This is a genomic window from Sandaracinaceae bacterium (assembly GCA_016706685.1).
Classification (GTDB): Bacteria; Myxococcota_A; Polyangia; order Polyangiales; family Houyiibacteriaceae; genus JADJJE01.
The window spans coordinates 299,852-312,849 of sequence record JADJJE010000014.1 but is presented as its reverse complement, the minus strand read 5'-3'; the positions used below and the strand labels follow the sequence as shown (position 1 = coordinate 312,849).

The 12,998-nt window shown below is 69.1% G+C and carries 10 protein-coding genes; 2 read left to right on the top strand and 8 right to left on the bottom strand.

Annotated features, from left to right (window positions below; genetic code table 11):
- Positions 1–37 precede the first annotated feature (37 nt).
- Positions 38–703, top strand: coding sequence for an alpha/beta fold hydrolase (locus IPI43_18960; GenBank protein MBK7776182.1), 666 nt, complete (start codon positions 38–40; stop codon positions 701–703).
- A 3-nt stretch (positions 704–706) separates the two neighbouring features.
- The gene (locus tag IPI43_18955) at positions 707–2,269 is read left to right on the top strand and encodes a DnaJ domain-containing protein (protein MBK7776181.1); all 1,563 of its coding nucleotides are present in this window, start codon (positions 707–709) and stop codon (positions 2,267–2,269) included.
- Between the two features lie 29 nt (positions 2,270–2,298).
- Here the strand turns inward: IPI43_18955 and IPI43_18950 are convergent, their stop codons facing one another.
- The 8 genes from IPI43_18950 to cysD all read right to left on the bottom strand — a co-directional run bounded on the left by IPI43_18950 (position 2,299) and on the right by cysD (position 12,988).
- On the bottom strand, positions 2,299–3,693 hold the full coding sequence (locus tag IPI43_18950) for a PQQ-binding-like beta-propeller repeat protein (GenBank protein MBK7776180.1): 1,395 nt from the start codon (positions 3,691–3,693) through the stop codon (positions 2,299–2,301).
- Between the two features lie 39 nt (positions 3,694–3,732).
- Positions 3,733–4,017, bottom strand: coding sequence for a hypothetical protein (locus IPI43_18945; protein ID MBK7776179.1), 285 nt, complete (start codon positions 4,015–4,017; stop codon positions 3,733–3,735).
- A gap of 13 nt (positions 4,018–4,030) precedes the next feature.
- A complete protein-coding gene (locus IPI43_18940) occupies positions 4,031–5,122 on the bottom strand; it encodes a hypothetical protein (GenBank protein MBK7776178.1) in 1,092 nt (363 codons plus the stop codon).
- A 139-nt stretch (positions 5,123–5,261) separates the two neighbouring features.
- Positions 5,262–7,340 carry a protein kinase gene (locus tag IPI43_18935; protein ID MBK7776177.1) on the bottom strand — a complete coding sequence of 693 codons (2,079 nt, stop codon included), beginning with the start codon at positions 7,338–7,340 and terminating at the stop codon, positions 5,262–5,264.
- Between the two features lie 110 nt (positions 7,341–7,450).
- Positions 7,451–8,689, bottom strand: a complete 1,239-nt coding sequence (locus IPI43_18930) for an FAD-binding oxidoreductase (protein MBK7776176.1) — start codon at positions 8,687–8,689, stop codon at positions 7,451–7,453.
- 261 nt (positions 8,690–8,950) lie between these two features.
- Positions 8,951–10,129 (bottom strand): methionine adenosyltransferase, encoded by a 1,179-nt coding sequence (locus IPI43_18925; GenBank protein ID MBK7776175.1) that lies wholly within the window; start codon positions 10,127–10,129, stop codon positions 8,951–8,953.
- A gap of 97 nt (positions 10,130–10,226) precedes the next feature.
- Positions 10,227–12,080, bottom strand: coding sequence for a sulfate adenylyltransferase subunit CysN (gene cysN / locus IPI43_18920; GenBank protein ID MBK7776174.1), 1,854 nt, complete (start codon positions 12,078–12,080; stop codon positions 10,227–10,229).
- A complete protein-coding gene (gene cysD, locus IPI43_18915) occupies positions 12,080–12,988 on the bottom strand; it encodes a sulfate adenylyltransferase subunit CysD (protein ID MBK7776173.1) in 909 nt (302 codons plus the stop codon). The genes cysN and cysD overlap by 1 nt, the downstream gene beginning before the upstream one ends.
- Between the last annotated feature and the right edge of the window lie 10 nt (positions 12,989–12,998).

Genomic DNA, 12,998 nt, shown 5'->3' with positions numbered 1-12,998 from the left:
TTCGTGTCATCATCGGGCCCAGCTCTCTCTTGACGCCGTGTCCTACCACTACCGCTACGCCTATCTGCACGGGTTCGGGTCCAGCCCTTCATCGAAGAAGGGGCAGCACCTCGAGCGCATGTTCTCGGGCTTCGGCATCGAGCTGCTGGTGCCGGACCTCAACCGCCCTTCGTTCTCGCGGCTGAGCCCCGTGGCCATCCTGCACGAGCTCGAGTCGTTGCTGGGTCGGGACCCGAGCGGACCGCGGGTGCGTCTCATCGGGTCCAGCTTGGGGGGCTGGCTGGCCACCCTGTTCGCAGCCGAGCACCCCGCCCTGGTGGACCGCATGGTGCTCATCGCGCCCGCCTTCGACTTCGGGCAGCGCTGGCGCGAGCGGCTCGGCGAAGCGGGCATCGAGCGCTGGCTGGCCGACGGAGACGCCCTCTTCCCGAACGCAGACGGCGCTCAGGTGCCGGTTCACGCGAAGTTCCTGCTGGAGGCGTGCGAGCTCCCGCAGCGCCCCATCGTCTCCATGCCCACGGTCATCCTGCATGGCGTGAACGATGACGTCATCCCCATCGACAGCTCTCGCCGCTATGCTCACGAGGCACCGCAGGTCGAGCTGATCGAGCTGCCCGCCGACCACGCCCTCTCGGATCACGAGGCGCGCGTGGCCGCCGAGGCGCAGCGCTTCTTCGAGCTCGGCCGAGCTACGCTGGACTAGACCGTGACCGCACCCACTCCCATCGCCCAAGGCGACCTGTCGCAGAAGCCCCTCGCCCACGTCATGCTCTCGATCTTCGATCGGGAGTTCTCCGGAACCCTCGTGGTCTGGCCGGACGACGAGGGTCAGGCAGGACAGGATCGCCTGCTTTTTCGTCGTGGCCACATCATCGCCGGCCGGCTGGTGGAGCCCGCCACCGACCTGTCGCGGGGCATGCTCGCACTCTTCCATCGCACCAACGCGCCTTTCGCGTTCTACGACCAAGACTTGGTCACGGGCATGGAGGGCGTGCTGTTCACCAGCGATCACGTCTACGCCTTGATCGCGGCGGCCGCACGAGGCGGCGCGCGCCGTGATGTGATGGAGAGCGTGCTCGGGCGGCTGCGCGAGCCCGCCTATCGCCTGGTGCGCACCATCGACATCAACGCGCTCGGTCTCATCCCCAAGGAGCAGGCCGTCGTGGAGCTGGTGCAGGCCAGCCAGCACTCCATCTCGGACTGGGTCCAGATGTCGGGGGACCCACGCGTCGCCACGCGCACGCTCTACCTGCTGGCCATCACGCGCTGCCTGGCGCCCGCCCCCGTGCGCCAGGACGACTACACCGGAGAGCTCAGCTCCTCGTCTGCGTTGCCCAGCTTCGCGCCGCCGTCGCAGACGAGCCGCCCGGCGGGCGCGCGTTTTTCGGACATGCCCTCGCTGGACAGCATGCCGCCCCCAGGCGCCCCTGCGCCGGCCGAGGCGGCGCCCGCGCGGACCAGCATGGTGAGTGGGCCCGCTGGCCCGCCCAACCCGCCCGCCGGGTTGTCCAGCGCCCACGAGACTCTGTGGCGCGATGTGCAGAGCCGGTTCGCAGCCATCGACACCGAGAACTACTTCCAGATGCTGGGGGTGGACAACACCGTGCTCGATGACGCGATCAGCGACGGATACGTGGACCGCATCAAGCGCTTCCACCCCGACCGCCTGCCGGCGGAGCTGGCGCCGCTGCGGCAGTACGTGGACACCATCTTCCGGCACCTGACCGAGGCCAAGAACACCCTGTTGGATCCCGAGAAGCGAAAGGCTCACTTCAAGGCGGTGCAGGGTGGGGGCGGGTCACCCGCGGCCGATCGAAAGCTGGCTGCCATTCTCACGGCCGCGCTCGAGTTCGAGAAGGCCGAGGTGCTGGTGCGCCGCAAGGAGTGGGCCCAGGCCATCGCGTTGTTGGACAAGAGCATGGACCTCTCGCCCGACGAGCCGGACTACCCGGCGATGAAGGCTTGGGTGCTGCTGCAGCGGGACACCGAGTCGCCGCGAGAGGTCATCATCCAGCTCGCACAGCGGGCACTGGCGCAGAACGACAAGCACGAGCAGGCGCTGCTGACGCTCGCCTTCCTGTACAAGCGCGTTGGGGACACCCCCAACGCGGTGAAGCACTTCGAGCGCATCGTGGAGCTCAACCCCAAGCACGTGGACGCCGCCCGTGAGCTGCGCCTCGCCCGCATGCGTGGTCAGACCAGCGGCCCAGCGGCAGAAGAGAAGCCCGCGTCCGTCCTGTCGAAGCTGTTCGGGGCAAAGAAGAAGTAGGGGCGCCAGGTGGGCGCTCCAGAGCGGACTCAGCGCCCCTGATCGCGTCCTTCGGCCTCGACGGACGCAGCGTCAACCGGACCTGCGTCGGCGCTCGCCGCGGCAGCGACCCCGGCGTCGGCCGCGGGCGCCGGACCGTCTCCCTCGAGGGCGTAGAGGCGACCGTCGTCGCAGCCCACATAGAGCGCTCCGTCGGCATCCAGCATGGGCGGCGCGTCCACGTCACCCTCCACACGGAACGCCCAGCGCAGGCCACCCGTGCGACTCAGCGAATAGATGAAGTCGTCGTGCGCGCCGAAGTAGATGGAGCCCTCCCCGTCGACCAGCGGCCCGGAGAGCGCGCCCATCTCGGGCGAGTCGGTGAGCGGCAGGTTGAACGAGAAGCGCACCTCACCGCTAACGGCATCCAACGACACGACGCGCGGCCGGGGGCCCATCACGGCCACCACGATGCCTCCGTCGTGCGTGAGGGCGACGGGTGCCCGCACGTAGCCGCCCACGTCCACCGAGAAGCGCTCGCTGCCGTCCGGCTCGAGGGCGTGCACGCGTCGGTCGTCGGACCCGAAGTAGATGGCCCCGTCGTCCCCCACCACGGGGCTCGAGTCGATGTCGTCGCCCGCGCGATGACGCCACCGCAGCTCTCCGGTGGGAGACAGGGCATAGAGATAGTCGTCCTGCGAGCCGATGTAGATGGTGCCGTCGGGCGCGATGGCGGGCGAGGTGTAGATCTTGCCCTGCGCCTCGAAGCGGAAGCGCGCCGTGCCCGAGCGCTCGGTGGCCCAGAGCCAGCGCCCTGAAGCGAAGTAGAGCGCATCATCAGCGCCGAGCGTGGCGCCGGTGTCCGCGTCATCCCCGGTCTCGAGTTCGAAGCGCCGCTCCCCCGCGAACGTGAACGAGAAGAAGCGGTCGGCGTCGGAGCCCACGTAGACGCGGTCGTTGGTGACCAGCGGCGTGCTGTAGACGTCGGCACCCAGCGGGCGACGCAGCAGCACGTCGCCGGCACGGCTCAGCGCGATGAGCTCGCCGGGCTCGGGTGGCGCGTTCAGCCCAACACCAAGGGCACCCAGCGTCCCGAACCAGAGCCGCCCGGCCTCGTCGACCACCACCTGCCCCTTGATCATCCCGCCCGTTGCGAAAGCGAAGCGCAGCCGCGGCTCGCGCGGGCCCACGATGGCCGTGCGGCCGGTGTGACGCGCGTCCCCTCGATACGAGCGGAACGGGGCTCGGCCGCCACGCGGCTCTCGCAAGGCGGGCAGCGCGACCCCGCCGTCCGACGTGGCAGCCGAGAGGCCCGTCACGATGGGCTCGGGGCCGACGCCGCTGTCCCCGCCGCCGCGCATGCGCGCAGCGGTGAGCGCCCCAACGCTGATCAGCGCGCCGGCCCACATCGCGGCGAGCAGCAGCGTCTGCTTGCGGCCACTCACGCGCGCGCGTCCCAGCCGGCGCACGCAAGCGGCGTCGCTTCAGCCCGCATCGCCCGTGCCTGCGTCGTCGCCCTGGTCGGTCCCCAGGTCCGAGCCGGCATCGAAGCCTGCGTCTTCGGGGCCGAGGTCGTCCGAGGCGGCGTCTGCGCCGGCGTCGGCGTCGGTGGACATGTCGCTGGTGGCACCATCGGCTGCGCCGGCGTCACTGCCCGCGTCTGGAACGATGAGATCGCGGTCGAAGTCGACCACCAGCTGGCATGCCGGAATGAAGAGGGCGCTGACGAGCGCGAGCAGACGGCCGAGCGTGAGGAAGGTGCGAAGCATGGTGAGCGTCCCCCTAGAACTGGAGTGATGCGCCGAGGCCTGCCCCGCGGCGGCTGGCGAGGGGCACGAGGCGCAGGCGGGCGGTGGCGTCTTCCTCGGCGGCTTCCTCGGCGCGCCGGGCAGCGCGGCGGTCGGTGACGTAGAGGACGATGGAGGTCACGGCTGCGATGCCAGCCACCCCGAACATGACGTCGGAGAAGAGCGAGAGGCGCTCACCGCGGTCTGCAGCAGCGTCAGAGGGCCGCGCGTCGAAGTCCGACTGCTCCGTGAGCGCCATGAAGCCCAGCACGGTCCCCATCACCAGGGTGCCCGCAGCGATGCCTGCGCTGATGCCGGCTGCGCGACGCGGCTGGTAACTGCTGGCGGGCGTGTCGTCGTCTTCGGCCGCGGGCTCGTCGATGGGCACCCCATCCCCGGACAGCGCTGCGGTCTCCGTCTCCGCCTCGGCCTCGACTTCGGGCTCAGTCTCCGTCTCGGCCACGGCCTCCGTTTCGGTCTCCGTCTCGGCCACGGTCTCGGTCGCTGCCTCTGTCTCAGCCACCCGCCCCTCCACCAAGCTCAGCGAGGTGCGGCCACCGAAAGGCACCTCGACCGCGTGCTCGGCCACGATCTCGCCACGCAGCGTGACCGCGATGCCGTGCCGCCCCGGCGCGAGCGTCAGCTCCACGGGCGTGACGTAGCCGGTGCGCTCGCCGTCGAGCCAGACCTCGCCCGGTGGCTCGGCGGTCACCAGCACCACGCCGCGCAGCGCCTGCAGGGTGGCCACGCGCGCCTCGACGGCGGCACGGTCCGGCGCGTCGGTGCGCAGCGCCAAGTAGCGCGTCAGCGCCTCGACGGCCCCCGCGGCGTTGCCCTGTCGCTCGCGCGCGTCGGCCAGCCCGATGAGCACGATGGCATTCTGGGACTCTGTGAACGACTGCGCGAAGAGGCGCTCCGCCTCGGCGAACTCACCCGCTGCGAACGCGGCCTGCGCGGCGCGCTGCGAGGCCTCACCCGGCACCTCGACCACCTCGGCCGGGGGCGCTGGGCGGCGCCTGCCGCGTTGAGCGTCTGCGCTGCCGACCGCCACCGCAGAGTGCGCCAGCAGCAGCAGCGTGGCGAGCACGAGGCGGATACTCGTGTGGGGGTCGAGGGCCGTCCGGCGGAAACCTGATGACATCGGATTGGGCGTCATAGAATTGCCCGGGGAGGGTAGCAGCCATCGCCGGGGCTCGCACCGCGACGCGCGACTTTGTGGAGCGGCGTCATGTCCCCCAGACGCTACGCACGAAGGCCTCCACCCGGTCGAGCGGGCCGCGCAGCCGCTCGATGAGCTCCTCCAACTGCAGCAGCTCTTTGGTGCTGATCTCGGCCAACACCGCCAGCTCGGCCTCGTGAGCCTCGCTCCAGGCCTCCATCTCGCCGTGGACGCCGCGCAGCTCGGCTTCGAGCGTCTTGCAGAGGCGCTGTTCGACGCCCAGCTCGTCTTCCACGTCCCGGATGGCGTGGCGCAGCCCGAGGGCGCGACCGGGCTTCCCAGCGCCACGATTTTCGGCCTCGGCCGCCCGCTCGTGCTCGTCGGCCAGCGCCGCGAAGTGGGTCTGGATGCTGGCCAGCTTTCCGCGAGCCGCCGAGAACTCCTGGGCGACGCGGTCCTGCTGGGCCCCGAAGTCCGAGCGCACTCGGCGAGCGCGGTCGCTCAGCTCTTCCATCTGCTGCTGACGACCTTCGGCTCCTTCGACGCGCTGCGTGATGTCCTGCAGCACCGCCTGCGAGTGCGCGAGGCACTCCGCAATTCCCACCGGCACGCGCTGAGTGACGCCGATCTCCTCGACCGCGTGGGAAAGCGCTGTGTAGCGGTCGCGCCAGCGCCGGGTCCCCAAGAGGCCGATGTCTTCCACGCTGTCGGCCGTACGCGGCACCTCGACGCCGGGCGGTAGCTCGATCTCGATGGACAACGCCACGTCGTTCGGCTCGGACGGGATGACCGGACGCTCGTAGGTGCTGGTCACCGGACGCACGGGCTGGTCGTGGATGGACACCCGCTCCACCTCGGTGTCGTCGCGCGTGTCGAACGCCACGGTGCGGTCGAGGAAGTCCTCGAGCGGAATCGCAGGCGCCTCGGCAGCGGGCGCAGGCATGGCGGCGGGAGGCGCAGAAGCCGGTCCGAGCAGCGTCTTGAGGAAGGGGGCGCTGCCACGCAAGGCCGGCGCGGGGAGCACGTCGTCAGTGGCCGACGGCTTGGTGACCGCAGCAGCGGGGGCGGGACCCGCTGGGGATGTGCTCTGTGTGGGCTCCGCGGGGGACCGAGAGGGAATGCCCGTGCCGCCTTCGATGACGGTGGCGTCGAGGAAGCGAGGCGCCGCCCCGCGCCGTGGAGGCCGGTCGCTCAGCGCCGTGTTGACGTCGTCGCGCTCTGCGGGGGCGACAGGTGAAGGCGAAGCAGGCAGTGGTAGCGGGGCAGACTGAGTGCTGCCGAGGCTCCCCCAGCTGTCGTCGGAGCCGATGCGCTCACGGCAGCGCGTCACCTCTTCCACGAAGTGGTAGGCGTCCCGGAAGCGCTGGTCGGGGTCCTTCTCTAGGCAGCGCAGGATCAGCGCCTCGAGCGCCGGGTCCACCTCGGGGCGGCGTTGCCGTGGCGGCACCGGCAAGTCGGTCACGTGCTTCACCAGCAGGTCGCCCGGGTACTCGTAGTCGAACGGCAGCGCGAGCGTGGCCATCTCGTACAGGATGACGCCGAGCGAGTAGAGGTCGGCCCGGCCGTCCAGCTCGTTGCCCTTGATGTACTCGGGCGCGATGTAGCCCGGGGTACCGAAGATCTGCTGGCTGCCGGTGAGCGACGGCGCGTCCATGATCTTCGCGATGCCGAAGTCCAGCAGCTTCACGTGCGGCAGGGCGCCCTTGCGCGGCACCAACAGGATGTTCTCGGGCTTGAGATCCCGGTGGATGACGCCCATCTGATGCGCGCGCGCGAGCGCCGACCCCACCTGGAACGCGAGGTCCAGCACGGCCACCGCCGGCATGGCACCACCCGCCATGGCCGAGAGCAGCGAGTCCCCCGGGACGTACTCCATGACCAGGAAGACGAGGCCCTCGTCGGTCTCACCGAAGTCCGTGATCTCGACGATGTTGTCGTGGTTCACGCGGTTCACGGCGCGCGCCTCGCGCAGGAAGCGGTCGCGCTGGACCGTCTCGCGCGCCAGGTCACGGCGCAGCGTCTTCACAGCCACCAGGCGCTCGATGAGCACGTGCCGCGCCAGATAGACCGTGGACATGCCACCGCTGCCCAGCCGCGAGATCAGGCGGTAACGCCCACCGACGGTCTTCCCCAGGTTGGGGTCCATCGGCGTCCGCATCGGGCAGCCCACCTGCTTACAGCCGATGAAGGTCGGGCCGAACGATTCCTGGCAGCGAGGGCAGGTGCGCATCCAGCCGAGAGTGTACCCATTTCCGGTCAGGAAAGGCGGTCGCCCAGCAGGCGCACCGACAGGGCGCTCTTGAAGCGCCGCTCGGGATCCCAGCGGTCGCGGACCGCGTTGAAGGCGTCCACACGCGCGCCGTCCATGCGGCGGAAGTCGTCCGCCCGGGTGAGCGAGTCCTTGGTCAGGTAGACGCGCCCGCCGTCGGCGATGACCTGTTGGTTCAGGGCATCCACCAGGGCTTGCGTGTCATCGCGCAGGGGGATGTCGAGAGCGAGCGTGATGCCGGGCCGCGGGAACGAGATCATGCCCGCGCCGTCCCGCCCGAAGTCCTTGATGACCGCCAGGAACGAGGCCCCGCCGCGCTGGGTGAGGGTGCTCATGAGCCGGTGGACGGCCTGCGGACCCGCCTCGCGCGGGAGCACGCACTGGTACTGCGTGAAGCCGCGCGTCCCATACAACCGGTTCCAGTGCCGGATGCGGTCGAGCGGGTAGAAGAAGCCCTCCGGGTCCACCACGGAGTCGCTGCTCGCGCGCAGCTGGCTGCGGTACTTCAGCTCGTTGAAAGCGGCGATGCTGGCGCGGTTGAGCACCCAGCTGGGGTAGTCGAAGCTCAGCTGGAAGCGCCGACCGGGCTTCGGGGGGTCTGCGGGCGCCTCCTCGGGGGTGGCCCACCGGCCCGAGATGAGGTTGCCGCGGCCCATGGACGCGCCCTGCGCCAGGCAGTCGATCCAGCCCACGGTGTAGGGCCACTCTTCGGCGGCGCGCTCGAGGCCAGCCAGGAAGGCATCCAGGTTGGGGATGCGCTCCGATCGCTGCACGATCCAGGGCGACGGCACGCGCTGCATGCGCACGGTGACCTCGAGGATGTGACCGGTGAGACCCATGCCGCCCACGGTGGCCAGGAACAGCTCGCGCTCCTGGTCGGGACCACAAACCAGCACGCGCCCATCAGCCACGCGCATGCGCAGCGCGAGCACGTGGTGCCCGAAGCAACCCTGGCGGTGCTGCCCCTTGCCGTGCACGTCGGAGGCGACCATGCCGCCCAGGGTCACGTACTTGGTGCCGGGCGTGACGGGGGTGAACCAGCGGCGCGGAAGGAAGAGCCGGTTCATCTCCTCGAGCGAGAGGCCTGCCTCGGCGTGCAGCACCCCGGTCTGCTCGTCGAAACCGAGGATGCGGTCCGCCAGCGTGGTGTTGAGCGCGCGCGGACGGTCGGCCGCCGGCAGCGAGGCGTCGCCGTAGCTGCGACCGAGCCCTCGCGAGAGCGGCACGTCACGACTAGCTCGCTCGAGGTCCTCGGACCGAACCTCGACGCCGGCGACGCTGTGTCGACCCCAACCAGCGATCTGTCCCGTTGGCGAAGACGTCATGAGTCAGAATCTAGCACGCGCCGCGAGCTTGCTCCGAGGGGCCGAAAAATCGTCCGAGCGCGAGCGCGCCCGCAGCGACAGGGCGAAGGAATGCTCCTGCATTTCGAGCCCTGCCGCGAGGACGTAAGCCGCGCCCGGGCGATTTGGCGGCCTCTCGGGGAGTCAGTTCTTCTTGGCCTTGGTGGGCACTAGCTCGGCGAGCTCCTCGGCGCGGTCGGTCCGCTCCCAGGTGAACGTCTTCTCGGTGCGGCCGAAGTGACCGTAGGCTGCCGTCGGGCTGTAGATGGGACGCAGCAGGTCCAGCGTCTCGATGAGGGCCGCCGGGCGGAAGTCGAACAGGCTGCGCACGGCCTTGGCGATCTTCTCGTCGGCGATGACGCCCGTGCCGAAGGTGGTCACGTAGACGCCCATGGGACGCGCGACGCCGATGGCGTAGGCCACCTGCACTTCGCAGCGGGTGGCGAGGCCGGAGGCCACGATGTTCTTCGCGACGTAGCGGCCGAAGTACGCGGCGCTGCGGTCCACCTTGCTGGGGTCCTTGCCGCTGAACGCGCCGCCGCCGTGGCGACCCATGCCGCCGTAGGTGTCCACGATGATCTTGCGACCCGTGAGGCCCGCGTCACCGCAGGGACCACCCACCACGAAGCGGCCCGTGGGGTTGATGTGGAACTTGGTCTTCTTGTCCACCATCGACTTCGGGAGCACCGGCAGGATGACCTCCTCGAGGATGGCGGCGTAGAGGTCCTTGTGCTTCACGGTGTCGGAGTGCTGCGAGGAGACCACCACGGCGTCCACGCGCACGGGCTTGTCACCGTCGTACTCGATGGTGACCTGGGTCTTCCCGTCGGGGCGCAGGAAGTCCACCACGTTCTTCTTGCGAACATCGGTGAGCTTCTTGGCGAGCTTGTGGGCCAAGTCGATGGGCAGCGGCATCAGCGTCTTGGTCTCGCTGACGGCGAACCCGAACATGAGGCCCTGGTCGCCGGCGCCCTGCTCCTTGTCGAGCCCCTTGCCCACGTCCACGCCCTGGCTGATGTCGGGCGACTGCTGCTCCACCGCGCAGAGCACGGCGCAGGTGTCGGCGTCGAAGCCCATCTCCGAGCTCGTGTAGCCGATCTCACGGATGGCCTTGCGGATGACGGTGGGGTAGTCGACCACGGCCTTCGAGGTGATCTCACCTGCGATGATGGCGTAGCCCGTCTTGACCATGGTCTCACAGGCCACGCGGGCGCGCGGGTCCTGAGCGAGGATCGCGTCCAGCACGGCGTCGCTGACCTTGTCGCAGACCTTGTCGGGGTGTCCTTCGGTGACGGACTCGGAGGTGAAGAGCTGTCCAGCCATGATGCGTATTACCGGGCTCGAAGTGAGCGTTGTGAGCTCAGTGAGCTCGGTTGCAGGAGCAAAGCGTGCGGGAAATTGCACGCCAGGTGGGAGGCGGTCAACCCGCGCGGAACTGACCACGCGCCTCGAGGGCGTCGATCACCAACTTGACGGCCTCGTCGATGCGCATCTTATCGAGGCCCACGGCCACGTCGGCGTTCTCCGGGCGCGTGAAGCCAGCGAAGTCCGCCTCGGGGCGGCGCTGCTTGCAGAGCTCGAGGTCGGTGTCCACGAACACCTGCACCACGCGGTCGTCGCCGATGTGGTGACGCAAGCGCTCGCGGTCGCCCGGCGTGTACGCCGGGAAGGCGCAGACCGTGACCAGGCCCGCGTCCGTGCAGGCCTTGCACGCCGTGATCATGGTCTCGAGCGACTCGTCGGTGGGATCCACCACGGTGGCGGCGCGGCCCAGATCGAAGAGCGCACGCTCGATGGCGTAGGCCAGCGTCCAGCGGCCCGAGCCCGGCAAACCGGTGAGCCACACGGTGGCGCCCTTCTGGCCCAAGCGCTCCAAGCGCTCGCGTGGGCTGACCTGCGTCTTGGGCATCATGCTGGACCCGGCGCGCAGCTCGGCCAGCGCCGCGTCGAGGCCCTGCGAGGCTTCGCCCCGCTCGCCCGCGATCATGCCCGCGCCCACCGTGCTGTTGGTGAGCGAGTCCACGATGATGAACGCGCCGGTAGCGCGGTTCTGGCGGTAGGGGTCGAAGTACACGGCGCGGCGGCAGGCCAGCGTGACCTTGCCGATGTCGTTGAGCCCCAGCGTCTCGGCCGGCACGTTCTCGAGCGAGCCCATGTCCACCTTGAAGTGCAGGTCGCGTACCTCGGCCCGCACGTACTGCGTGGTGTGCTTGATGAGGTAGCTCTTCTCGCGGTCGAGCGGCGTCTCGTTCATCCACACCACGTAGGCGTCGAACGTGCGGCGCACGTGCGGCAGGTCGTGCGCGTGCACCAGCATGTCGCCGCGGCTCACGTCGATCTCGTCCTCGAGCCGAATGGTCACCGACTGCGGCGTGAAGGCCTCCTCGAGCTCGCCCTCGTACACGTCGATGGCCTTCACCTTCGACGACCGACCCGACGGCAGCGACACCAGCGTGTCGCCCTTCTTCACCACGCCGCTCGCGATCTCGCCCGCGAACCCGCGGTAGTCCAGGTTCGGGCGGATGACGTACTGCACCGGGAAGCGGAAGTGCTCGAGGTCGCGGTCCTGCGCCACCGGCACCGTCTCGAGGTGGGCGAGCACGCTCTGGCCCTGGTACCACGGCGTGGCCGGGCTCTTGGTGACGCAGTTGTCGCCGTTCTTCGCGCTCACCGGGAAGCACGTGATGGTCTTGAACGCCAGCTTCATGCTCGCCGCGTAGGCGTGGAAGTCGGCGCTGATCTGATCGAACACCTCTTCTGAGAAGTCCACCAGGTCCATCTTGTTGATGCACACGGCGAGGTGCGGGATGCCCAGCAGCGAGGCCACGAACGCGTGCCGCCGCGACTGCTCGAGCACGCCCTTGCGCGCGTCGATCAGGATCAGCGCCACGTTGGCCGTGGAGGCGCCGGTCACCATGTTGCGCGTGTACTGCACGTGCCCCGGCGTGTCGGCGATGATGAACTTGCGCTTCTCGGTGGAGAAGTAGCGGTAGGCCACGTCGATGGTGATGCCCTGCTCGCGCTCGGCGGTGAGCCCGTCGGTGAGCAGCGAGAGGTCGATGCTGCCGTCGTCGAGGCGCTTGCCCTTCTCGAGCGCCGCCAGCTGGTCCTCGAAGACCATGCCCGTGTCGTACAGCAGGCGGCCGATGAGCGTGGACTTGCCGTCGTCCACCGAGCCGATCGCGACGAAGCGGCAGAGCTCCTTGCCCCGGTACTTCTCGAGGTAGCCCTCGATGTCCGCCGCGATCAGGTCCTTTTCGTGGAAGTCCGACATCAGAAGTAGCCTTCCTTCTTCTTCTTCTCCATCGAGCCGTCCTCGTCGGAGTCGATCAAGCGACCCTGCCGCTCGGAGTGCTTGTTCAGCAGCATCTCTTGGATGACCTTGGGCAGCGTGTCGGCCTGCGAGTGCACCGCGCCCGTGAGCGGGTAACAGCCGAGGGTGCGGAAGCGCACCACCTCGTCACGCGGCGTCTCGCCCGGTTCGAAGGGCATGCGGTCGTCGTCGACCATGATCATGGTGCCCTGCCGGTCCACCACCGGGCGCGGCGCCGCGAAGTACAGCGACGGCACGGGGATCTTCTCGAGCCAGATGTAGAGCCAGACGTCCAGCTCGGTCCAGTTGGAGATCGGGAACACGCGCGTGCTCTCGCCCTGGTTGATCTTGCCGTTGTAGAGGTTCCACAGCTCGGGCCGCTGGTTCTTCGGGTCCCACTGCTGGAACCGGTCGCGGAACGAGTAAACCCGCTCCTTGGCGCGCGACTTCTCTTCGTCGCGGCGGGCACCACCGAAGGCGCAGTCGAAGCCGTACTTGGTGAGGGCCTGCTTGAGCGCGTCGGTCTTCATGACGCCGGTGTACTTGTTGCTGCCGTGCGTGAACGGCGTGATCTCACCGTTAGCCCCGGCAGGGTTCGTGTACACGAGCAAGTCGAAGTCGAACTGCTTCTGCATCTGCTCGCGGAACGAGATCATCTCGCGGAACTTCCACGTGGTGTCCACGTGCAGCAGCGGGAACGGGATGCGCCCTGGTGCAAAGGCCTTGAGGGCCAAGCGCAGCAGCACCGAGGAGTCCTTGCCGATGCTGTAGAGCATGACCGGCTTGTCGAACTCGGCCGCAGCCTCGCGGATGATCTGGATGCTCTCCGCCTCGAGCTGCTGGAGATGACTGAGTGTTCGGCTATCGATTTCCAAGTCG

Coding starts and splice junctions, on each gene's coding strand:
- IPI43_18945 (MBK7776179.1), bottom strand. CDS start 4,017: ATGCTTCGCACCTTCCTCACGCTCGGCCGTCTGCTCGCGCTCGTCAGC.
- IPI43_18935 (MBK7776177.1), bottom strand. CDS start 7,340: ATGGACCCCAACCTGGGGAAGACCGTCGGTGGGCGTTACCGCCTGATC.
- IPI43_18925 (MBK7776175.1), bottom strand. CDS start 10,129: ATGGCTGGACAGCTCTTCACCTCCGAGTCCGTCACCGAAGGACACCCC.
- cysN (MBK7776174.1), bottom strand. CDS start 12,080: ATGTCGGACTTCCACGAAAAGGACCTGATCGCGGCGGACATCGAGGGC.